Origin of the sequence: Cryobacterium sp. M96, assembly GCF_002929845.1 — a bacterium.
GTDB lineage: Bacteria > Actinomycetota > Actinomycetes > Actinomycetales > Microbacteriaceae > Cryobacterium > Cryobacterium sandaracinum.
This window is the reverse complement of sequence record NZ_PJJS01000054.1, coordinates 21,492-43,452: the sequence shown is the minus strand read 5'-3', so window position 1 is coordinate 43,452 and position 21,961 is coordinate 21,492. Positions and strand designations below refer to the sequence as shown.

Sequence of the window (21,961 nt, the reverse complement as noted above, 5' to 3'; positions counted from 1 at the left end):
GTCATGCTCCGGCGGCGGCCTCACGCTCCGTGGCGACGGCCGCGCGGGCATCGGCGATCAGGCCCAGCACCAGCGGCACGTCTTCGGGGCCGCGCACCCGGTAGCCGGCGAGCGAGTCGCCTGCCCCGATCTTGAGGCCGACGTCGCCGGGTCGCAGCACGGCGAAGGCATCTTCGTCGGTGGTGTCGTCGCCGGCGTAGAAGACCCGGTCGGCCCCCGCGTGCCGGCGCAACCGCTCAAGGGCGTCGCCCTTGGTGCTGGCACGCACCGCGAATTCGATCACGTCCTTGCCGTCCCGCACGGTCAGGCCGGGCAGCAGCGTGCCCAGCTCCTCGCGTGCGGCCTTCAGGGCGGCCGCCGCTTTCCGAGGCGTCGCCAGCCGGGTGTGCAGGGCCAGACCGGCCGGCTTGCGTTCGATCCAGGTTCCGTCGATGCTGCCGGAGATGCGCTCAAGCACCCGGGCGAGGGCGTCGAGCTGCTCGAGTTCCTCGGTGACGAGGTCGAGTTCGATCTCGGGGGTGTCCAGCTGCACCTCGATCCCGTGCGAGCCGGCGAGGAGCACATCGGTCTGCGGCTGCGACACGTGCCGCAGGCTGACCAGGGCCCGGCCGGAGACGAACGCGACCCGCACCCCGTCGAGGTCGAGCAGGCGCTGCACGGCCTCGCGAGTGCCTGCCACTGCGCGCGCGTCTTCGGGCTTGTCGACGTGCGGGGCAAGCGTCCCGTCGAAATCGAGGGCCACGAGGATGTTGTCGGCGCGGCTGAGATCCTTCAGCGCACCGGCGAGGGTGTCGGGGATCCCGGGACGCACGGCGGCTCCTTCGGTCAAGGTTCGGAGGAAGGAAGAGGACCAAGCGTCGACGTCGTTGTCGAAGACCTTGCGGCGGAGCGCGCGCATGCGTCGCAGCCGTTCCTGGCGGGGCATCGCGACGGCCCTGAGGATGGCGGCCTTCACGCCGTCGATGTCATGCGGGTTGATCAGCACGGCCTGTTTGAGCTCGTCGGCGGCGCCGGCGAACTCGCTCAGAACGAGCACGCCGTCGCGGTCGAAGCGCACGGCCACGTATTCCTTGGCGACGAGGTTCATGCCGTCGCGGAGCGCGGTCACGAGCATCACGTCGGCCGCGAGGTAGAGCGCCACCATCTCCTCGCGCGGGTAGCCGTGATGGTGGTAACTGATGGCGGTGTGGCTGATGGTGGAAAAGTCGCCGTTGAGGCGGCCGACGGCCAGTTCGATCTCGTCGCGCAGGGCGATGTACGGGCCGACGCGTTCCCGGGAGGGGCTGGCGACCTGCACCAGGGTGACATCCTCCACGCTCAGGCTGCCGTCGGCGAGCAGCTCGCCGAACGCCTTGATGCGGTGGGCGATGCCCTTGGTGTAGTCGAGCCGGTCCACGCCCAGCATGATCGTCTGGGGGTTGCCGAGGTCTTCGCGGATCTGGCGCGCCCGCTCCTGGATCTCGGGGCGCCGCGCCAGTTCCTCGTAGGCGGCGGCGTCGATGGAGATCGGGAAGTGCTTGGCGATCACCCGGCGATGCTTGCCCTCGGGTGCGGGCACATCGATGGCGACGCCGCGGGTCGGATAGCCGTAGAGGCGGCGCACGGCTCGGGAGAAGTTACCGGCGTCGGCGAGGCGCTGGAAACCGATCAGGTCGGCGCCGAGCAGTCCGTCGAGGATCTGCTTGCGCCAGGGTAGCTGGGCGTAGATCCCGTAGGGCGGAAAAGGGATGTGGTTGAAGAACCCGATCACGAGGTCGGGCCGCGCGTCGCGCAGCATCCGTGGCACGAGCTGCAACTGGTAGTCGTGCACCCACACCGTGGCGCCGGGCGCAGCGGCGGATGCGGCGGCGTCGGCGAAGCGGCGGTTCACCCGAACGTAGGCCTCCCACCATTCGCGGTGGTAGCGCGGCGGCGCGATCACGTCGTGGTAAAGCGGCCAGATCGTGTCGTTGGAGAAGCCCTCGTAGTAATCCTCCAACTCCGACTCGCTGAGCCGCACCGGCACGATGGAGATGCCGTCGTTCTCGAACGGGTCGAACGAGCGGTCGGCGATGCCGGGCCAGCCCACCCAGGCGCCGTCGGAGCTGCGCATCATGGGCTCGAGGGCGGTGACCAGGCCGCCGGGCGAGGTGCGCCAGCCCTCGGTTCCGTCTTCGGAAACCTCGATCTCGATCGGGAGGCGGTTGGAGACCACGACCAGCGAATAGGTGGAGTCCGGGGCGGCGGATGCCGTGGGTTCGGCTGAAGAGGTAATGAGATCGTCCGTTCCGGCGGGCGCAGAGCGACGCCTTGGTGGTCTCCCAAGGCTACCAGTGGGCCGAAAGCGGTGGCCGGGCTGGCCACTCGGCCACGGTCGCCCGACATGGGGACAACTTTGAGGTAACGCGCGTACTTTAACCCGTGGATCGTGTCCGGGTGTGGCGCGACCCCGGCTGACTGTTTGAAAGAGGCGGACCCATGGACCTGAATTCACTGCTGAGCTGGGTGTCGATCTCACTCGCGACCATCAGCCTCGTTATCTTCGTCTCGTTCTTCGTTCTGGTGCGGAGGCTGTACCGGCGCATTCGCCGTAGCCGCAGGCTGACCGGCGCGGTGTTGCGTTCTCGCACCATCCTGAGTCGGGGCCCGCAACACGAGGTTCTGAAGCTGCAGTTGCGGCTGAGGGAATCTCTCGACAGTGGTCAGGCAGCCGTCGACCTGGCCCGGAGCAGCCAGGGCCCGCTCGGCGAGCTTCCGCGACTTTTCCGTCGCATTCAGGGCGAAAGCGTCACGCTGCAATCGCAGCTGCGGCTGCTGACGAGCGAGGCCGATCCTGTCGTGCTCGCCGAGGCGCTGTCGGTGGCCGGCCGCCGTGTCGACCAAGTGGCCGGGTTGGTGCGCCGGCTGCGCTCGGCCGTCGCTGCCGGTCTCGGAGAGCTCACCGATGACACCCTCACGGCCCTTCGGTCCGAGGTCGACCGCGAGGTGGCCGCGCTCCGGGCTGGGGTCGATGAGTTGCGCTCCCTCAACGGCCGCTCGCTCAACGGCTGCTCCCTCGACGGCCACTCCCATAACGGCAACGACGGGTTCTCTGATCCGCGCCGGCCCTTGCCCATGAATACTTTCAACAGAAGGACTGAATCATGAGCCTCACCTCGCGGCTGCGCGTCATCCTCCGCAGCAAGTCAAACCAGGCCCTGACCCGGATCGAAGACCCCCGCGAGGCCCTCGACGACAGCTACGAGCAGCAGGTGAAGTCGCTCCAGCAGGTGCGCCTGGGGCTGGCCGAGGTCGCAACGGCAAAGAAGCGAATTGAGTTGCAGGGGCAGGACATGGGCGGCCGCTACCAGCGGCTGGCCGACCAGGCCCAGGAGGCGCTGAACCAGGGCCGGGAAGATCTGGCCCGCACGGCGCTGGAACGCCGGTCGCTCCTCGAGGGCCAGGTGGCAGCCATCCGTGACCAGTACCTCGTTTTGGTGCAGCAGCAGGCGCAACTGCAGGACAACGAACGACGCCTCGCCGAACGGGTCGCCGCCTTCCGCCTGGAGAAGGAGACCATCAAGGCCACCTACGCTGCCTCCGAGGCTCGGGTCAAGGCCAACGAGGCCGCGTCCGGCATCGGCTCGCAACTGGGCACGGTCGGTGCCGACCTCGACCGGGCCAAGGACCGGGTCACCCAGATGCAGGCCCGCGCCGCCGCCACCGACGAGCTGCTCTCCAGCGGCGCTCTGAACGATGTCACGGCCCCGCTCGACGCGGACCTCGAGCGGCAGCTCTCGGCTGGGGCGACCAGAGCGGCTGTCGACCGCCAGCTTCAAGCGATGAAGGAGGCCCGCGCCACGAACCGAGGCCCCGGCCCGAACGCTCGCGGAGGAACCGACGCCTGGTTGAGTATCGGCCAGGGCCCGTCTCTCCCCTGATCCTGGTCGTCGACCCACTCTGAGCCAGGTCGTCGAACCAATTCGACGGAGATTTTGGCGAAAACGCTACTTTCCGGGGCATCCTGGACCTACCTTGGCAAAATCTCCGTCGAATTCGTCCGCGCTGCGGGGCAGAACAAAGCGCGAGGTGCACGCCCGAACCGCACAGGCACTTCGGCGCATCAGGCGGGAGGTGTGGCCACCTCAGGAGATCCGGCCGGGCCGAGCCGGGTATCCGCACCTGTTCCGCACTGGTCCGCGCCGACTGGAGAATTTAGGCGACGGATGTCCTGAGTCAGCCCCACACGCAAGCTCGCCTGAGCCTGAACCTGAACCTGAACCACGGTTGCTCGGGTGAGCCAAAATCTCCGGCGAATTCGTGCGGCGCACGGGGCGCAACCTCACGCGGGCGGGCACACGTTCCCTCCGGGAACAGATACCCCGCATCAGCTGCGGGCCTGCGCCAGGCCGAACGAGCGGGCGCCGCGCCGGCTGGCGACGGTCCAGTACGAGGCCAGAACGCTCACCAGTGCGAGGATCAGCAGGATGGCCGCGGGCCCGCCGGCGCTGCCGCCTCCCCCGGAGACAATGGCCTGCATGCCCCGCACCGCCCAGGTGAGCGGCAGGAACGGGCTGATCATCTGGAACGGCGCCGACACCAGCTCAATCGGGTAGAGCCCACCCACCGCGGTGAGCTGCAGCGCGAGCAGTACCAGGGAGACCACGATTCCGACCCGGCCGAACGCCGCCGTGAGGAAATGGTGCACCGCCGCGAACACGAAGGCGAGGAACACCGCGAAGGCCAGGGTCGACGGCAGGATCGACCACGAGACGCCGAGCGTGCTGTGCAGCAACAACACCACGACCACGGCCTGCGCTGCGGCGATTCCGAACGCACGGCCGAGGCTGCGGGCCACGAGGTTGCCGGTCGACGCGGTCGACGCGAGCGCGAGCGCGGACAGCGGCTTCATCACCAGGAAGATCGCCAGGGCACCGATCCACAGGCCGATCGGCACGAAGACCATGCCGATGACCGGGCCGATCGACGCGAAGGCGTTGTCGCGCTCCGCGGTGATGCCGACCGGTTCGGAGACGACCGCCGCGGTCGTCACCGGGTCGGTGTCGGTGAGAAGGGCCGCGCTGTCCGCGCCGTCCTGCAGCCCGCTGGCGAGTTCGACCGCGCCCGATTCGAGCAGGCGGGCGCCCGCCGCGGCATCCGTTGTTCCGGTGGCCAGCTGCGAGAGGCCGGTGGCGATGCCGGCAACGCCGGTGGCGAGGTCGCTGGCACCGCCGCGGAGGTCGCTGCCGCCGGCGGAGAGCAGGCTCGCACCGTTGGCGCTCTGAGACACCCCATCGAGCACGCCTTCGAGGCCCGGACCGGCCTGGCCGATGCCGGTGCTCTGCGCGGCGAGGGCGTCGAATCCGCCCTGGAGCTGCAGCAGGGCCGGCGCGTAGTCGGCGACCCGCGGGTCGCTCTGCATGGCCGCGTTCAGCTGCCTGAAACCGTCGGCGTTGGCCTGCACCCCGGCCGCGTAGGCCGGTAGGCCGGTCGCGAGCGGAGCCAGCCCGACCGCGCCCGTGCTCAGCCGGTTCAGGCCGTCGCTCAGTCCGGTGACGCCCTGGGTGTACTCGGTCACGCCGGAGGAGAAGCTGGCGGCGCCGGTCGCGGCGGACGAGGCCCCGGATGCCGCGGCGGCCGTGCCGCCGGCCAGCGAATCGAGTCCGGTGGCCACGCCGGTGACCCCGGTCGAAACCTGCGCGGCGCCATCCGCCGCCTGCGTGAGGGACTCGCCCAGCACGGCCAGGCTGGTGTAGAGCCCGTTGAGGTACTGCGAGGTGATCTCGCGGCCGAAGACGCCCGACATGGCGGTGCCCACCGACTGGGCCACCGATCCGGCCAGGAACGAGTGCGCGTCATCCGTGCGGATGCCCAGGTCGGCCTGGGTGGGAGCCGCCCCGCCCAGCGAGGTCACCGACGCCGAGAAGTCCTTCGGGATCGTGAGCACCGCGTAGGCGTCGCCGGAGGCCAGGGCCGACGCGGCATCCGCGGAGTTGGAGATGGTCCAGTCGAACCCGGTGGCCTCGGACCCCTCATCGGAAGGCTTGGTGAGTTCGGTCACGAGCAGGCGGCCGGCGAGCACCGGCTGCTCGGTGCCGTCGGGCAGGGTGGTGGTGACGATCTCGTCGTTGTTGACGACGATCGCCGGCAGCGTGTCCACGCGCTGATCGGCGGTGGCGAGGGCCCCGGCGAAGAGTCCGGCAACCGCCAGCGGCACCACGATCAGGCCCGCCAGCAGGGCCCCGAGGGCCCCTCGGCGCTGCCCGGGCGTGCGGCTGAACAGTTCCTCAAGCCTGGTGCTCATCGCTGCAGGGCCTTTCGGTCACGGGAATCGAGTTCGAGGGTCTGCAGCGGGCGGGCCCCGCGGTAGACCGCGATCGCCTCGGGGAAGGAGGCGGCACCGACGATGAGGGCGGTCGAGGCCGGGGCGAGGATCGCCAGCACCTGCACGAGGTCCCGCCCCGCCGGGTCGACGGGCAGTCCCTCGCCGAGGTCGACGATGACAACTCCCGGGGTCTCGATGAGCGCCGCGGTCACGTGCACCGCGGCACGGCCCAGGGCGGAGAGGGACGATACCGTCGTGCCGGCCACGATCGGGCCGGCGTCCCGGCCGCTCGACGGGGTGCCGAGCGCACCGTTCAGACGCGCGATCCACCCCGCGAGAAGCGAACGGCGCGACGCGGCGCGGTACCACGGATGCGCCAGGTCCAGCCGTTCGGCCAGCAACTCCCCCACGGTGAGCCCATTGTCGCGGCTGTCGCCCACGTCGGCGAGCGCCACCGCGCGGAGGGCGCGGCTGCGCTCGGACGGCAGCGGAAAGCCCATGACCTGGAGGCGGCCGAACACCGGGTCGAGCCGGCCGGCCAGGGTGGCGGCGACGACGCGGCGGTGGGTGGCGGAGCCGGTCAGTACCACCACCGCGCCGGCGTCGATGGTGAGGTCCAGCGGCCCGAAGGGGCTCTCCGGCAGCCCGAAGACGGCTCCCTCGGCCGTGATGGCGTGCGGCTTGCTGATGGCCCATTCCTTGTCGGCCAGGTGCCGGCGCAGACCCTCACCCTCGATGTCGACGTTGGGCAGAATGCGGGAGAGCCAGCGTGGCAGCCACCAGGCGGCATCGCCGGCGAGGGCCATCGCGGCCGGGACCAATGTCATCCGCACCAGGAACGCGTCGAGGAAGACTCCGACGGCGAGGGCGAACGCGATGCCCTTGATCGCCCCGGTGCCCTCGGGCACGAAGGCAAAGAAGACGAAGAACATGATCAGGGCGGCGGCCGTGACCACGCGGGCAGCGTGGGAGAACCCGTGCACGATGGATTCGCGGGCCAGGCCGGTCTTCACGAACTCCTCCCGCATGCCGGAGACGAGGAACACCTCGTAGTCCATGGCCAGACCGAAGAGCACGGCCATCAGCAGGATGGGCAGGAAGCTTAGGATCGGCCCGGGGGTTTCCACCCCGAGCAGCTCGGAGAACCAGCCCCACTGGAAGATCGCCACGGTCGCGCCGATCGATGCGGCCACCGAGAGCAGGAACCCGAGGGCCGCTTTGATCGGCACGAAGATCGACCGGAACACCATGGTCAGCAGGATGATCGAGAGCCCCACCACGATCAAGGCGAACGGCACGAGCGCGTTGCTGAGGCGGTTGGAGATGTCGATCGACACGGCGGTCGCGCCGGTCACGGCGATGGGGGTGCGCAAGTCGTCGTCGATCGATGGTGCCAGATCGCGGATGGCCTGCACGAGCGCCTTGGTCTCGGGCGCGTTCGGCGCGCTGTCCGGCATGACCTGGATGATGGCGGTGTCGACGGTCGGGTTCGGAGTGCCCTTGCCGACGAAGGCCACGCCGGGCAGGGTGCGCAGGGCCGCGCCGATGGTGTCGAGGTCACCGAAGATATCCGTCGTCTGGGTGATGTCGACGACGACGATGAGCGGACCGTTGTAGCCCGGACCGAAGCCCTCCTCGAGCATGGTGAACGCCTCTCGCTGCGTCGAACCGGCCGGCTCGGACGCCCCGTCAGGCAGGTTCAGGTCGAGGCTGAGGGCCGGGATCGCCAGCGTGCCGAGCACGCCCACCACGAGGAGCACGGCCACGACCGGCGCCCTGAGCACGAGGTTGACCCAGCGGTGGCCGAGGGTGGGCCGGCCGGTGTCTGGACGGGTGGCCCGGTGGTGCGCGCGGCTGCCTGTCTTGGGAGTGAGGCGCCCCTTGGCGAGGCCGAGAACGGCGGGGAGGAGCGTGACCGCCACGAAGATGGAGACCAGCACGGCCAAGGCGGCGCCCAGCCCCATCACGCTGAGGAAGGGGATGCCGACCACGAGCAGCCCGAGCAGGGCGATGATCACGGTGATCCCGGCGAAGACGACGGCGCTGCCGGCGGTAGCCACGGCCGAGGCGGCCGAATCGTGTGGTTCGACCCCGTTGGCGAGCTGCGTGCGATGCCGCGACAGGATGAAGAGCACGTAGTCGATGCCTACGGCGAGCCCGAGCATCAGGGCGAGCATGGGGGCCGTGCTCGAGACCGGCACGAATGCGGAAATCACGGTGATGCCGCCGATGGCGACGCCGACGCCGATCAGGGCCATCAGCAGCGGCATCCCGGCGGATACGAGCGAACCGAAGGTGATCACCAGCACCACGCCCGCGAAGATCAGGCCGAGAACCTCGGAGATGGTGATGCCGAAGGTGTTGTCCTGGAAAACCTGGCCGCCGAAGGCTACCTCGAGGCCGGCCTGCTCGGCGATATCCCGCGTCGCGGTCACGTCGTCGAGGGTTTCCGCGGTGACGTCGGTTGATAAGCCGGACAACTGAACCTGGCTGAACGCACTCTCCGAGTCGTCGGAGATCGCGCCCGACGCATATTCGTCATAGGGCGTCAGCACCGAGTCGACGCCGGGCACGTCCGCGAGTTCGGCCGCCATGTCGACGATGGCCGTGCGGTAAGGCTCGTCAGTGACGGATGCCCCGTCCGGGGCCGTGTAGACAACCTGTACCGCGGCGCCGGCCGCCTGGGGGAACACCTCGCCGAGCTTGTCGATGGTGTCCTGTGATTCCGTGCCGGGAATCGCGTACGACTCCTGGGTCTGGCCACCGAGGGCCACCCCGGAGCCGAGGATCCCGACCAGCAGGATGGCCCAGATGCCGAGCACCAGGCCCGCACGCTGGTAGGCGAAGTGACCGATTCGATAGAGCAGGGTTGCCATGGGTGCTACTTCCGGGACGGGGCGGTGCGAACGGTGACAGGGGCAAGCAACTCGGTGATGACGGTCAGGAGAGCCGGTCGGACCTCTTCCACCGGGGCTATCTCCTCCCCGAGGAACGTCATGCCGGCCACCAGGGTGTAGGCGGCGCCGCCGAGGGCGATACCGAAGCGGATGCGGTCCTCCGTACTCGCATCGCCGTGGCACAGCGTGTCGGAGAGGCGCACGATCACCACTCCTGCCCGGTCGATCACGGGGATGCCGCGCAGCGACTGAGACTGGTTGATGAAGGTGTGCAGCTCGAGGCGGAATTCAAGGATGAAGTCGATGAAGTCGTTCACGAACCGGCTCCGGGTCAGGGCGCTCTCCTCGGTGGCGAGGAACCGTTCGAGAATGGCCTCCAGCCGGTTCACCGCCGGGGTGAGCACCTCGTCGAGGAGCGCTTCCTTGGAGGCGAAGTGGTAGAGCACGCTCGATTTGGAGTACCCGGCCGCGTCGGCGATCTGCTGCAGCGAGGTGCCGGCGAACCCGACCGAGGCGAACTGCTCCAGCGCTGTCGCGCGCAGTTCTGCGCTGGTGCTCTGGCGGTTGTGTGGGGGCTGGGGCACAACGGGCTCTGGAGTCACCCGATCACGGTACCTGACCGATCGGTCAGAGCTTGTCCGATCGGTCAGATTGTCGGGAAACGTGCAGCCGGGCAACTTCCGGGTAGCGTTAGACGCGGAGGTCACCATGCGAAAGTTCATTTTCAGCAGTGCCATCATCGGCGTGCTCGCCGGCGGTTGGAACATTCTGAGCGCCACCCGCACCGGTCCGCGCGACTGGCGCCTGGCGCTGATGTGGATCGGCTGGCTGCTCAGCGCCGCCGTCGCCATCGGAACCGTCATCCAGGATGCCGACGATCGCCGAATCGAGGACTAAGTCCTCCGCTGTCGGCGTGTCAACGCGGGCCGTAGCGCGCCGCACGGCAAACTGAAGAGTTCACGGGCACGTTAGCCGAAAGGGGCTCCCGATGTTTGGTCGACGACGTCGCGTCGCACCGGTCGCACCGGTCATCCCCCCGCCCGTTCCCGAGCTCAGCGACGCTCAGATATTCGAGCTCCTGCACACCCAAATCGCTCGTCTCGTCGGCGCCCAAGGCCAGTGGACTCTGGTTCCCCGCAGCAGTGACGACACCGACGTGATCTTCCACGATCTGAAGGCGAACCAGATTGCCTCGTCCCTGGCCTCCGTGCTCCGCACAGAGACCGCCGTTCTGCGCGGCGAGGTCACCGCCGAGCCCACCGCGCTCCCCTTCATTCCCGCCCCGATCTCCGTTTGGGCCGAACCGGAGCGGGCGCCGACGGCCACCCTTCCGCGCTTCTCCGCCGCTGCTTCGACGAACAACGCCCGCCTCGTCGCCTGACCCGCGGCCCCGCTTGTTTGCTCGCTCGGCAACGCGATTATCGTCCACTCCGGGTCAACCTGCATCGGTGACCGCAGTCGGCACTGAGTTCCGGTGCGGATGATCGTCCAGTGCTTGTTGTGCAGGAGCAAAGGGTGAGCATGGCACAGCAGTACTCCGTCGGACGAGCGCATCCGTTTGCAGCTGCGGAAGAAACGCCCCGCGGCACCGGAGACCACCCATCCCAGGCGCTCGAGATCGCGTTGTGCTGCGGCTGGATCGACGGGCAAGTGAACTCTCTCGACGGTTACTTGTCGCAGGCCTTCACTCCCCGCCGAGCCCGCAGCGTGTGGTCACAGCTCAACCGGGACTCAGCCCTCACCCTCATCGTGGAGGGGTGGATGCGTCCCGCCGGGTTCTTCCCGGCGCTCACGTCCCAGAACCGTTTCGCGATCCTGTTCCGCCTCGACGGTACGAAGCAGCCCGAGGCTCGCGCCGCGAAGATTGCGACCTACATCGGCATGCTCGAATGCGGGGAACCGCTCTACCGGCAGAAACCCCGAGACACCCCTGCGTCGGGAGCTTGCCGGACGCGCCCGTATAGAGTTCCGCCGCATTCTTTGTAGGTCTTCTTCAGACTCGCGCTGCCGCGGAATTCTAGATTGAAGATCATGACTTCCAGCCCCCTCATCGCCCGCACCCCGACACCCCGCATCATGAGCGTGCGCGACCTGTCGCAGATCGCCATCTTCGCCGCCCTGATCGCCGCACTCGGACTGCCCGGCGCCCTGAGTATTGGGGCGGTGGCCGTGCCGATCACCTTCCAGACCCTCGGGGTGATGCTGGCCGGGGCGATCCTCGGGGCGCGCAAGGGCTTCTTCGCCGTGCTCCTCCTGCTCGCCCTCGCCGCAGCCGGCCTCCCGCTGCTGTCTGGCGGGCGCGGCGGCATCGTCTGGTTCACCACCTCACCCTCCGCCGGCTACCTCTACGGCTGGCTGCTCGGCGCCCTGGTCATCGGCTACTTGACCGGCCTGCTCCTCCCCCGCTACCGGCTCTGGGCGGCGCTCGGCGCCACCACCCTCGGCGGTCTCGTCGTGGTCTACCTGATCGGCGTGCCCGTCACCGCGATCAACCTGGGCCTGCCGCTCTGGGTTGCTCTTGTCGACGCCGCGAAGTTTCTGCCCGGCGACCTGATCAAGGTGGTCGTGACCGTACTGGTGGCCCGCCAGGTTCACAGGGCCTACCCGGGTCTGATCCCGCCGCGCCGCAGCGCCGCTCCCGCGCCCGAGGCCGCCGACGTCACCGCCGGAGCAGTCACGCCCGCATCATGAGCAGGATCGACTTCGACAGCGTCTCGCATGCGTTCGGTGAACGGATGGTGCTGCGGGACATCCGTCTGACCCTCACCGAACAGCGCATCGGCATCGTCGGTGCGAACGGGTCGGGAAAGTCCACCCTCGTGCGCCTGATCAACGGATTGATCAAGCCCGACACCGGAATCGTAAGCGTCGGCGGCCTCGACGTGGCCCGGAACGCCAAGGCGGTGCGCCGGCAGGTCGGCTTCATCTTCACCAACCCGGACAATCAGATCGTGATGCCCACCGTGGCCGAAGACGTCGCCTTCACCCTGCGCCGCCGCGGGCTGACCCCGCTCGAGATCTCGACCCGCACGCGGGCGGCGCTCGAGCGCTTCGGGCTCGACCAGCACGCCGACCATCCGGCGCACCGGCTGTCCGGCGGCCAAAAGCAGTTGCTCGCGCTGGCGGCCGTGCTCGTGGCGGAGCCTGAGATCGTGGTCGCCGACGAGCCGACCACGCTGCTCGACGCACGCAATGCCCGGCGCATCACCGAACTTCTGCTCGGCCTGAGCCAGCAGGTCATCGTGGTCACCCACCAGCTGGACCTGCTCGCCGCCTTCGACCGCGTGATTGTGATCGAGGACGGCCGGGTGGTCGCCGACGGTGCACCGGATGCCGCGCTCGGCGCTTACCGGGAGCTGCTGGCATGATCGGGCCGGCATGATCGGGCTCTATCACCCCGGCCACTCGCTGATCCACCGCGCGCCGATGCTGCTCAAGCTCGTGCTTCTCTCGCTCGCCGTGCTGCTCGTCGGCTCGCTCGGCGAGCTCTGGCAGCTGGGCGCCTGCCTTCTCGGGGTCGCCGCACTGTTCCTGGTGGCGCGGGTGCCGCTGGGCGCGGCGTGGCAGCAGATCGGCCCGATCCTGTGGATTTTGGTGATCGCCGTTCCAGTCCAGGCGCTGTTCGCCGGCTGGACCACGGCCGGCCTGATGGCCGGGCGGCTACTGATCGCCGTGGCGCTGGCGGCGCTGTTCACCGTGACGACCACGGTCACGGCCGTGCTTGAGGGCTTTCAGAAGCTTCTACGACCGTTCCGTCGCTGGGTCGACGCCGACCGGGTCGGCCTCCTCCTCGCCCTCACCCTGCGGTGCATCCCGCTCGTCACCGAGATCGTGTCCGAGGTGATCGAGGCCCGTCGGGCGCGCGGCACCCAGGGTTCGCTGCTCGCCCTGGCCGTGCCGGTGGTCGTGCGCTCGCTCTATGCCGCGGATGCGATCGGTGAGGCTCTGGCCGCCCGCGGTCTCGACGACTGAGGCCGGAGCGGTTCGGCCCCGGCAGGTCGGTTGCGGCTAGGTTGAGACCACCAGCGGTTTCCGGTCTCACCCCGACCGGACAGGCGAGGAGCGGAGCGCGATGATCCAGCCCGGCTGCATGACCGAGGCACGTCGACGAGGACGGCTGCGGCGCGGCATCCGGGCCGGTGGCTGGTGGACCCTGACCGCGTTCGTACTCGTCGTGATCGTGTTCCTTGCCTGGGTGAACACTGTGCGCGTGGCCGATCGGGCCGCGTCGGACGAGGTCTTCGCCAACCCGAACGTGACCGTCACCGACACCCCCACGTCGGTCGTCCTCGCGCCCGCCGACGACGCCGGCGACATCGGCTTGGTCTTCGTTCCCGGTGCCCGGGTTGACCCCTATGCCTACCTCTACAAGCTGGCGGGCACGGTCGAAGACACCGGGGTGACCGTTGTGATCATCAAGCCGGTGCTCAACCTCGCCATCTTCGACCGCCGGACGTTGTCCACCTTCACCGACGCCGTCCCCGACGTCTCCACCTGGTTCGTGGGCGGCCACTCGATCGGCGGCGTGCGAGCCTGCATGCTGGCGGACGATCCCGCGGTGGCAGGGCTGGTGCTGTTCGGCAGCTACTGCGCGGCCGCGCCGGAGCGCACCGATCTGCGGGCCCTCAGCCTCAGCGGGAGCGCCGACGGCCTCAGCACCCCGGAGAAGATCGCCGACAGCGCAGATCTACTTGTGCCCGACACCCGTTTCGTCGAAATCGAAGGAGCCAACCATGCGCGGTTCGGCGACTACGGCGTCGAGAACGGCGACGGTGTTGCCACCATGTCAACGGATGCCGTTGCCGCCGAAATCACCCGCGAGCTCACTGAGTTCCTGACACAGACAACCCCGTAGTCGGCAACCTTCCCCGGTCCGCGGTTGCGATGCACTGAAGCGGCCGGCACCTGACGAACCCGATCGTTGGAGCACGGCGTGAGCACCCTGGTCATCTTCGATTCGACCTCCAAAACCAGGGCAACCATTGCCAGCGTCGCCCCGGCACCCTGCGGGGCGCGGTCGGCCGCCTTCGACACCCGGGGGCGCACATCCGTGCTGCCCCGCTGAGGTGCAAGAAAGGCCCGGGTATCCTTGACCGGGCCTCTCCTGCCGCTCTCGTGTTGTGTTCTGTGTTACGTGGTGGTCAGAGAGTCTACGTACTCCTGGTTCTCGGAGATCCACTTCGCCACGATCGGCTCGTAGTCCTTGCCGTCGTAGTCGACGAACATGGCCTTCTCAAGCGAGTACAGCTTGTCGAGGTCCATGTCGAAGCCCTTGATCCACTCGGTGGCCTGCGGAAAGTCCTCGGCGAAGTCGGACTTGGCGTAGCTGTGGAGCGACTCGGTGTTCTTCAGGGTTCCCTTGGGGTCCTCGAGAGTCTTGATCGGCAGCGAACCGTAGGCCCAGTGCGGCTCCCAGAGGGTGACGACGATGTTCTCGCCGGCCTTGGTGGCCGCGGTCAGCTCGGTGAGCATGGCTGCGGTCGATGAGGTCAGGTATTCCATGTCGTCGAGGCCGTAGGCCGGGATGACCTTCTCAGTGGTGGCCTTGGTCAGGCCGGCTCCGGGTTCGATTCCGACGATGCGGTTGCCGAACTTGTCGGCGTTCCTGGCCAGCTCGTCGAGGGAATCGATGGGGGCATCCTTGTTGACGGCGATGGTCAGGCGGGATTCCTCGTTCCATGCGCCGAGGTCGACGATGTCATCGCCGTACTCCTTCACGTAGGACGCGTGGGTCTCCGGCATCCAGACATCCATGTTGATGTCATAGTCTCCGGTGGAGAGACCCGAGTAGACGGGGGCAACGTCGGCGTATTCCAACTCCGCGTTGTAGCCCTTCTCGTCGAGGATGGCCTTCCACAGTTCGGAGACCGCGACGCCTTCATCCCAGCCGTTGAACACGGCGATGGTGATGTCTTTCTGGTCCTTGTTCCCGTCGCCGACGACGGCGGCCTCGGCCGAGGCGCAGCCGCTGAGTGCGAGGAGCCCAACGGCTCCGAGGGCGATGAGGGACAGTGATCGGTTTTTCATATTGTTTCCTTTCGTGTCGCCTGGTGGGCGACCGGGGCAGAATCAGAAATCAGGAGGTCGTGTGCGTGGCGCACTGACTCAGGCGGCCAGGGCTTGCTGGGCGCGGCGCTTGCGGGCCGACATGATTCGACCGAGCGGGGTGTCGCCGGTGCCGAGTGCGGCGGTCAGGCGGTCAAGGAAGATGGCGAGGATCACCACGGCGAGGCCGGCTTCGAAACCGAGTGCGACGTCGATGCGGTTCAGGCTGGCGACGACATCCGCTCCCAGCCCCCCGGCACCGACCATACCGGCGATGACGACCATCGACAGTGAGAGCATGATGACCTGGTTGATACCCGCCATGATCGTCGGCATCGCCAGCGGAAGCTGGATCTGCCGGAGGATGCGCCAGGGCGAGGCGCCGAAGGCCTGCCCGGCCTCAACCACTTCTCGGTCGACCCCGCGGATGCCCAGCTCGGTGAGGCGGACTCCCGGAGCCATCGCGAAGATGATGGTGGCCACGATTCCGGGCACGACGCCCACGCGGAACAGAATCAGCGCGGGAATCAGGTACACGAAGGCCGGCATGGTTTGCATGAAGTCGAGAATCGGCCGGATGATGTTGGACGCCACCGCGGACTTCGCCGCCAGGATACCGAGCGGCAGGCTGAGGGCGATCGCGAGCACACTGGCGACCAGCACCAGTGCGAGGGTGTCCATGGCGTTCTCCCACTGGTCGACGCCGACGACGACGATCAGACCGAGGACGGTACCGACCATGAATTTCCAACCGCGGGTGGCCAGGGCCAGCCCCGCCGAGAGCACGATGATCACCCAGAAGGGCGGCGCCACCAGGAGGAAGTCGACCAGTTCGTAGGCACCGTCGAAGACGGCCCGGATGAAGTCGAATAAGAACCCGAACGTGTCGGTGATCCAGTCGATGAACCCCTCCACGAGGGTACCCAGAGGAAGTCGGAAGTCGTTCACAGGTCGGCTCCTTCCAGAGCGGTGTCGCGGAGGGTTTCGGTGATCACGCTGATGGAAATCGTGGCTGCGGGCTCGATCACGGGCACGTCTCCCGTATTCGTGCTCACGTTGCCGAGCGCGGCCAGCAAGGTCACCCGCGGGATGACGCCGAGCAGACGGTTCTTCTCATCGACCACGGCGATGGCCAGATCACTGCCGACCGAGGGTTCGACCAGGTCGACCAGCGGGGTGTCCGGGTTGACGGAGATCGCATCCGTGCGCACTATCGCGCGCAGATCGGTCTCGCCGGCCTTGACCTGCCCCAGCACGTCGCGATCGCGCACCACACCGGCGAAGGTGCGGTCGCGGTTGAGCACGAAGGTGGCGGAGGTCTGCAGGTCGCGCATGGTGCGGAGCGCAGCTCGGGGACCGCCGGTGATCGTGACCACGGAGCGCACGGGCTCCATCACGCTGGCCGCGGTCAGCACCCGGGCGCGGTCGACATCCTGCACGAACTGAGCGACGTAGTCGTTCGCCGGGTCGGTCAGGATCTCCTCGGGGGTGCCGATCTGAACGATGCGACCATCGCGCATGACCGCGATGCGGTCGCCGAGGAACATGGCCTCGTTGAGATCGTGGGTGATGAAGATGATGGTTTTGCCGAGCTCGGCCTGCAGCTCGATCAACTGCTCCTGCATTTCGCGGCGGATCAGCGGGTCAAGGGCCGAGAACGCCTCATCCATCAGGAGGACGTCGGTGTCGGCGGCGAGAGCCCGGCCGAGGCCGACTCGCTGCTGCATTCCGCCGGAAAGCTCGGACGGCAGGCTGTCGGCCCAGCCGTCGAGCCCGACGAGGCGGATGATGGTGCGCGCCTTGGCGAGCCGCTCCTCGCGGCCCATGCCCTGCACCTCGAGTCCGTAGGCGACGTTGTCGATCACGGTGCGATGCGGTAGCAGGGCAAAGTGCTGGAACACCATGGAAATATTGGTGCGGCGCACCTCGCGCAGCGCGGCGGCGGAGATGCCGGTGATGGCCTGGCCGGCCACCGTCACGCTGCCAGAGGTGGCGTCCAGTAGCCCGTTGAGCATGCGGATCAGGGTGGATTTGCCCGAACCGGACAACCCCATCACCACGAAGATTTCGCCGCGGTGAACCTCGAATGAGGCGTCGATAACGGCGGCGGTGCCCAGCGAGGACACCTCATCGCGGCTGGCTCCCGCGGTCAGCTTCTTGACGAGCTCGTGCGGACGACGCCCGAACGCTTTGTACAGTCGATCTGCCTTCACGGCAATAGTTTCGGTCACGGATTCTCCCGGTGCACGCCGGGCGGGGCCGAATCACGGCCGACGGAACGGATGCACGCTGTGTCGGACGGGTAGGCCGTGACCGGCCTCGACGCGATGGAAAGCGTGGGCTGGGGCGATCATGGGGATCGCATCCGTCATGGCCTCACCATACGAAGCGCCGTACCGATGGGGCCGTGGCTGTACATTCGCGTCCTGGTGAAGGGTCGTAAGACCAGCAGTAAGCCTAACACGGGGGTATTTGCGTCGCAGAAGCAGCGATTTCGACGGTTTCGGGTAGCGGGGAGAACCGGCCCTACCGCAGGCCGCGAGACAGCCGCCGCGGAGCATCCGTGCCGGGTCGCGTTCGACGACCCGGAACGGACTCAGGCCTTGAGCGCCGCGATCTGCGCGGACTTCTCGGTCGCGGCGGCCGTTTCGGCGGCGCTGGGCGCACCGTGGTGGGCGATCATCGTGGTCTCGTCGAACGGCTCGTGACGGTCGAGCACCCGGTCGACCTGGGCACGATCGATCTCCTTGGTCCAGGATCCGATCAGCACGGTGGCGACGGCGTTGCCGGTAAAGTTCGTGAGCGCGCGGGCCTCGGACATGAAGCGGTCGATGCCCACGATGAAGCCGACTCCTTCAAGCAGCTGCGGGGCGTGGGCCTGCAAGCCGGCGGCCAGGGTCGCGATCCCGGCACCGGACACTCCGGCGGCACCCTTGGAGGCGATGATCATGAAGGCGAGGAGCCCGATCTGCTCGCCCAGGGCGAGCGGCTGACCCATGGCCGTGGCGATGAAGAGCGACGCCATGGTCAGGTAGATCGCAGTGCCGTCGAGGTTGAAGGAGTATCCGGTGGGAACCGTGACGCCCACGACCGGCTTGGAGACGCCGAGGTGCTCCATCTTGGCGATCAGGCGCGGCAGCGCCGCCTCGGAAGAGGAAGTCGAGAAGATCAGCAGGTACTCTCGGCCGAGATAACGCATCAGCTTGAAGATGCTGATGCCGGTGACGATCTTGAGCAACCCGCCGAGGATGACGACGATGAAGAGCACACAGGTCAGGTAGAAGGCGCCCATCAGGGTGAAGAGGCTGATAACGGCCTGGAAGCCGGTGGCACCGACGACGGCGGCGATCGCACCGAAGGCGCCGATCGGCGCGAGCCACATGACCATGATCAGGATGCGAAAGACCAGGGCCTGCACGTGCGCGATGCCCTCGAGGATCGGCTTGCCGGCGGCTCCCATCTTCTGCAGCGCGAAGCCGGCGATGAGGGCCACCAGCAGGGTCTGCAGGATGTTGCCGGCGGTCAGTGCGGAGAACAGTGTGGTCGGGATGATGCCGAGGAAGAAGTCCGATTCGGCGGCTTCCGGCGGCACGAAGGTGGTCGCGGTGAGATCGAGCCCTGAGCCGGGCTTGATCACGTTGCCCACGACGAGGCCGATCGCCAGGGCGAAGGTGGACATGGTCAGGAAGTAGCCGAGGGCCAGTCCGCCGATCTTGCCGACCGTGGCGGCCTTCGCGATGGAACCGATGCCGAGGATGATCGTGCAGAAGATGATCGGCGAGATCATCATCTTGATCAGGGCGATGAAGATGTCCCCGAGCGGTTTGAGCGAGACGGCGAATCCGCCTGTGCCGCCGAAGAGCAGGCCGACGATGACGCCGAGGATCACCGCGACGATGACCGCCATGTACAGGTAGTGGGACTTGTCAAACTTCTTCGCGGGCTGTGCAGCGCGAGCGCGAGGCAGTGATGCCATAAAAGACTCCTTTGTCTAGTAACTAGGCTGGGGTGAAGCGCTGGTGCGCCCGGACCATCCGTGGTGTGTTTCAGACTGGACGACCGAGGCGCCCGCGTCACTGTTGCGGTCATATTGGTCACGGTCGCGCAAATGGAAGAAGGATGCGATGGGGCAAGGCTGGAGCATTGCGCGCCGCCTGTTCCTGGCGAACGCCCTGGTCATCATGGCGATAACCGTGTTCGCGGGCACCGCGGCCTTCGTGGACGCCCGCGACCGTGGTTTCGTCGCCGCCGAGGAACGGATGCTGTCCGTCGCCAGCGCCATCGCCGACAACCCGCTCGTACTGGAGGCCAGCCGCTCAGCCGATCCCAGCGCGGTGCTCCAGCCGTACGCCGAGCGGGTCACCGCCGACGCCACCCTCGACTTCATCACGATCATGGCGCCCGACCGCACCCGCTGGACCCACCCGACCGAGTTGGAGATCGGCCGCCCCTACATCGGTACCGTCACGCCCGCCCTGGCCGGGGAACCGTTCACCGAGGTGACCACGGGCACGCTCGGACCCTCGGTGCGGGCCGTCGTTCCGATCACCGACGAGCAGGGAGCCGTTCAGGGCCTGGTGGCTGCGGGGGTGAAGACGAGCAACCTCTCCATCGCGCTGAGCGCGCGGCTGCCGGCCGTGCTGGGGGTGGCCCTGATGCTGCTAGCCACGGGCACCCTCGCCGCCTGGCTGCTCGGTCGCTATCTAAGCCGGGTCACGCTCGGCTGGGGACCGGAGCAACTCGCCCAGCTCTTCGTCTACTACGACTCGGTGCTGCATTCGGTGCGGGAGGGTCTCGTACTCGTCACTCTCACGGGCGAGGTCGTGCTCTACAACGATCAGGCTGCCCGGCTGCTGGGCCTGCCGCCGCGCTCACCGACTGAGGGCCGAGCATCCTCCGCCGCCACGCAGAGCCTTGACCGTCTCGACCTTCCCCCGGCGCTCGCCGAGCTACTGAAGAGCGGCCGCCCCGCCACCGACGAGATCCACGTCACCGACACGCGCGTGCTGGTCGTCAGCCAGCTGCCGGCACTGAAACCGGGCAGCGGCCGCACCAAACCCGCGCCGATGGGCTGGGTTGCGACCATCCGCGACCACACCGACCTGCAATCGATGGGCAGCGAGCTCCGGTCGATGCGCACCCTCTCGGATGCCCTGCACGCCCAGACCCATGAGCACGCCAACCGGCTTCACACCATCGTGTCCCTGATGGAACTCGGGCGCGGCGCCGAGGCCCTCGATTTCGCCACCAAAGACCTGGAGCTCAGCCAGCAACTCACCGATGACATGCTCGACTCGGTGGACGAACCGGTGCTCAGCGCCCTGCTGATGGGCAAGTTCGCCCAAGCCAGCGAGCTGGGCGTGCTGCTCACGGTTGAGGCGGCCGGAACCCTCGCCGATTCCGGCCTGACGGCGCAGGACCTGGTCACGGTCGTGGGCAACCTGGTCGATAACGCACTCGACGCGGCCGCCGGCGGCGAGGCACCCCGCCGGGTGCACCTCTCGGTCGGCTCCACGCCCTCGTCGGTGGCGATCGAGGTGGCCGACACCGGCCCCGGCGTCGACCCGGACGCCGTGACCGACATCCTCCGCCGCGGTTACAGCACCAAGGAGCCCGGCAGTTTCGGCCGCGGCCTCGGACTGGCGTTGGTGCGGCAGACGGTCAACCGGCTCGACGGCAGCCTCAGCATCACCCGCCGCGAGGGGGCCGTGTTCACGGTCACCCTCCCCCGGCAGCCGGAGGAGCCCGCTGCGGGCATCGAACCCGACCTCGAGGCGACGATGGGCGGATCGCATGACTGACCGGGACATCCGGGTGCTCGTCGTCGAAGACGAAGCCATTGCGGCCGAGGCGCACGCCGCCTACCTCGGGCGTTTGACCGGTTTCGTGCACGCGGGCACCGTCGGCGACGGCCATTCCGCCCTGCGCGCCCTGGCTACGGCCGTCACCGCCGGGCAGCCCATCGATCTGGTGCTGATGGATATGACCCTGCCCGACCTGCACGGCCTCGACGTGAGCCGACGGATGCGCGCGGCCGGCCTGACCACGGACATCATCGCCATCACGGCGGTGCGCGAACTGCACATCGTGCGCGGCGCCGTGGCGGCCGGCATTGTTCAATACCTGATCAAGCCGTTCACCTATTCGACCTTCGCGCAGAAGCTGGTGCAGTATCGGGACTTTCGGCTTCAGCTGGGCGGCCTGTCCGCGATGACCAGCCAGACCGACGTGGACCTGGCGTTCGCGAGCCTGCGCACGCCCACCGAGCTGCCGCGGCCGAAGGGTCTGTCCGAGGGCACCCTGGGCGCGGTGATCGAGTTCCTGAAGCTGCAGACCGTTCCGGTCTCCTCCAGCGAGGTCATGGAGCAGCTCGGCATTTCTCGGGTGACCGCCCGGCGCTACCTTGAGCATCTGGCCGACACCGGCTCACTCGAGCGGTCGCCGCGCTACGGCACGCCGGGGCGGCCAGAGAACGAATACGTCTGGCGCCGGTGAACCGTTCGGGTAGCTGTTTCAGAGCTCCTTCTTCATGATCTCGGACAGGTGGTCGTCCTGCACCCGGGTCAGATGCCGGATCAGCGACGCGATGCTGTTCACCTCCAGGACGGGCCGGAGGTTCAGCGACTCCGCACCGGCATCCTTGAGCACGGCGTGCACGACTCCGCGGACGCGCCCGTACGATTCGGCGATCAGGTAGCTCGACAGCATTCGTTGTCCTTCGTCTGGTCGTGAGCCG

General features: G+C 68.0%; 21 protein-coding genes. 12 read left to right on the top strand and 9 right to left on the bottom strand.

Annotation, left to right across the window (positions count from 1 at the left end; all coding sequences use genetic code 11):
- Nucleotide 1: 1 nt before the first annotated feature.
- Nucleotides 2-2,194, bottom strand: a complete 2,193-nt coding sequence (locus CXY79_RS14210; RefSeq protein WP_233191520.1) for a bifunctional alpha,alpha-trehalose-phosphate synthase (UDP-forming)/trehalose-phosphatase — start codon at nucleotides 2,192-2,194, stop codon at nucleotides 2-4.
- A 263-nt stretch (nucleotides 2,195-2,457) separates the two neighbouring features.
- Here CXY79_RS14210 and CXY79_RS14205 point away from each other — a divergent pair, with 263 nt between their 5' ends.
- Both CXY79_RS14205 and CXY79_RS14200 read left to right on the top strand, forming a co-directional pair.
- Nucleotides 2,458-3,126 (top strand): hypothetical protein, encoded by a 669-nt coding sequence (locus CXY79_RS14205; protein WP_134416016.1) that lies wholly within the window; start codon nucleotides 2,458-2,460, stop codon nucleotides 3,124-3,126.
- Complete coding sequence (locus CXY79_RS14200) at nucleotides 3,123-3,899, top strand: PspA/IM30 family protein (RefSeq protein WP_104102852.1); 777 nt, start codon at nucleotides 3,123-3,125, stop codon at nucleotides 3,897-3,899. The genes CXY79_RS14205 and CXY79_RS14200 overlap by 4 nt, the downstream gene beginning before the upstream one ends.
- Nucleotides 3,900-4,345: 446 nt before the next feature.
- On the opposite strand, the gene CXY79_RS14195 is transcribed toward CXY79_RS14200, so the two are convergent.
- Genes CXY79_RS14195 through CXY79_RS14185 form a run of 3 tightly spaced genes read right to left on the bottom strand, consistent with a single transcriptional unit; the run spans nucleotide 4,346 to nucleotide 9,782 of the window.
- The gene (locus CXY79_RS14195) at nucleotides 4,346-6,262 is read right to left on the bottom strand and encodes a YhgE/Pip family protein (protein WP_104102849.1); all 1,917 of its coding nucleotides are present in this window, start codon (nucleotides 6,260-6,262) and stop codon (nucleotides 4,346-4,348) included.
- Entirely contained in the window at nucleotides 6,259-9,159 is a 2,901-nt protein-coding gene (locus CXY79_RS14190) for an MMPL family transporter (RefSeq protein WP_104102846.1), read from the bottom strand. Before CXY79_RS14190 ends, CXY79_RS14195 begins: the two co-directional genes overlap by 4 nt.
- 5 nt (nucleotides 9,160-9,164) lie before the next feature.
- Nucleotides 9,165-9,782, bottom strand: coding sequence for a TetR/AcrR family transcriptional regulator (locus tag CXY79_RS14185; protein ID WP_233191519.1), 618 nt, complete (start codon nucleotides 9,780-9,782; stop codon nucleotides 9,165-9,167).
- Nucleotides 9,783-9,888: 106 nt separating this feature from the next.
- Between CXY79_RS14185 and CXY79_RS14180 the strand changes: the two genes are divergently transcribed.
- The 8 genes from CXY79_RS14180 to CXY79_RS16785 all read left to right on the top strand — a co-directional run bounded on the left by CXY79_RS14180 (nucleotide 9,889) and on the right by CXY79_RS16785 (nucleotide 14,245).
- Nucleotides 9,889-10,077: a hypothetical protein gene (locus CXY79_RS14180; protein WP_104102840.1), complete on the top strand. Its 189-nt coding sequence runs from the start codon at nucleotides 9,889-9,891 to the stop codon at nucleotides 10,075-10,077.
- A 91-nt stretch (nucleotides 10,078-10,168) separates the two neighbouring features.
- Nucleotides 10,169-10,561: a hypothetical protein gene (locus CXY79_RS14175; protein WP_104102838.1), complete on the top strand. Its 393-nt coding sequence runs from the start codon at nucleotides 10,169-10,171 to the stop codon at nucleotides 10,559-10,561.
- 140 nt (nucleotides 10,562-10,701) lie between these two features.
- Entirely contained in the window at nucleotides 10,702-11,166 is a 465-nt protein-coding gene (locus CXY79_RS14170) for a YdeI family protein (RefSeq protein ID WP_104103500.1), read from the top strand.
- A 45-nt stretch (nucleotides 11,167-11,211) separates the two neighbouring features.
- Complete coding sequence (locus tag CXY79_RS14165) at nucleotides 11,212-11,871, top strand: biotin transporter BioY (RefSeq protein WP_104103497.1); 660 nt, start codon at nucleotides 11,212-11,214, stop codon at nucleotides 11,869-11,871.
- Nucleotides 11,868-12,548 (top strand): energy-coupling factor ABC transporter ATP-binding protein, encoded by a 681-nt coding sequence (locus tag CXY79_RS14160; RefSeq protein ID WP_104102835.1) that lies wholly within the window; start codon nucleotides 11,868-11,870, stop codon nucleotides 12,546-12,548. The genes CXY79_RS14165 and CXY79_RS14160 overlap by 4 nt, the downstream gene beginning before the upstream one ends.
- 10 nt (nucleotides 12,549-12,558) lie before the next feature.
- On the top strand, nucleotides 12,559-13,152 hold the full coding sequence (locus tag CXY79_RS14155; protein ID WP_104102832.1) for an energy-coupling factor transporter transmembrane protein EcfT: 594 nt from the start codon (nucleotides 12,559-12,561) through the stop codon (nucleotides 13,150-13,152).
- Nucleotides 13,153-13,252: 100 nt separating this feature from the next.
- A complete protein-coding gene (locus CXY79_RS14150; protein ID WP_233191518.1) occupies nucleotides 13,253-14,035 on the top strand; it encodes an alpha/beta hydrolase in 783 nt (260 codons plus the stop codon).
- A gap of 78 nt (nucleotides 14,036-14,113) precedes the next feature.
- Nucleotides 14,114-14,245 carry a hypothetical protein gene (locus CXY79_RS16785; protein ID WP_255409045.1) on the top strand — a complete coding sequence of 44 codons (132 nt, stop codon included), beginning with the start codon at nucleotides 14,114-14,116 and terminating at the stop codon, nucleotides 14,243-14,245.
- Between the two features lie 65 nt (nucleotides 14,246-14,310).
- Here CXY79_RS16785 and CXY79_RS14145 read toward each other — a convergent pair whose 3' ends face one another.
- The 4 genes from CXY79_RS14145 to CXY79_RS14130 all read right to left on the bottom strand — a co-directional run bounded on the left by CXY79_RS14145 (nucleotide 14,311) and on the right by CXY79_RS14130 (nucleotide 19,201).
- Nucleotides 14,311-15,207 (bottom strand): glycine betaine ABC transporter substrate-binding protein, encoded by an 897-nt coding sequence (locus CXY79_RS14145; RefSeq protein WP_104102829.1) that lies wholly within the window; start codon nucleotides 15,205-15,207, stop codon nucleotides 14,311-14,313.
- Nucleotides 15,208-15,285: 78 nt separating this feature from the next.
- Nucleotides 15,286-16,173 (bottom strand): proline/glycine betaine ABC transporter permease, encoded by an 888-nt coding sequence (locus tag CXY79_RS14140; RefSeq protein WP_104102826.1) that lies wholly within the window; start codon nucleotides 16,171-16,173, stop codon nucleotides 15,286-15,288.
- Complete coding sequence (locus CXY79_RS14135; protein WP_233191517.1) at nucleotides 16,170-17,438, bottom strand: glycine betaine/L-proline ABC transporter ATP-binding protein; 1,269 nt, start codon at nucleotides 17,436-17,438, stop codon at nucleotides 16,170-16,172. Before CXY79_RS14135 ends, CXY79_RS14140 begins: the two co-directional genes overlap by 4 nt.
- 383 nt (nucleotides 17,439-17,821) lie before the next feature.
- Nucleotides 17,822-19,201 (bottom strand): cation:dicarboxylate symporter family transporter, encoded by a 1,380-nt coding sequence (locus CXY79_RS14130; RefSeq protein ID WP_104102820.1) that lies wholly within the window; start codon nucleotides 19,199-19,201, stop codon nucleotides 17,822-17,824.
- A 148-nt stretch (nucleotides 19,202-19,349) separates the two neighbouring features.
- Between CXY79_RS14130 and CXY79_RS14125 the strand changes: the two genes are divergently transcribed.
- Both CXY79_RS14125 and CXY79_RS14120 read left to right on the top strand, forming a co-directional pair.
- On the top strand, nucleotides 19,350-21,026 hold the full coding sequence (locus CXY79_RS14125) for a sensor histidine kinase (RefSeq protein WP_104102817.1): 1,677 nt from the start codon (nucleotides 19,350-19,352) through the stop codon (nucleotides 21,024-21,026).
- Entirely contained in the window at nucleotides 21,019-21,720 is a 702-nt protein-coding gene (locus tag CXY79_RS14120) for a response regulator (RefSeq protein WP_104102814.1), read from the top strand. Before CXY79_RS14125 ends, CXY79_RS14120 begins: the two co-directional genes overlap by 8 nt.
- A gap of 18 nt (nucleotides 21,721-21,738) precedes the next feature.
- On the opposite strand, the gene CXY79_RS14115 is transcribed toward CXY79_RS14120, so the two are convergent.
- Nucleotides 21,739-21,933, bottom strand: a complete 195-nt coding sequence (locus tag CXY79_RS14115; RefSeq protein ID WP_104102811.1) for a hypothetical protein — start codon at nucleotides 21,931-21,933, stop codon at nucleotides 21,739-21,741.
- Nucleotides 21,934-21,961 lie beyond the last annotated feature (28 nt).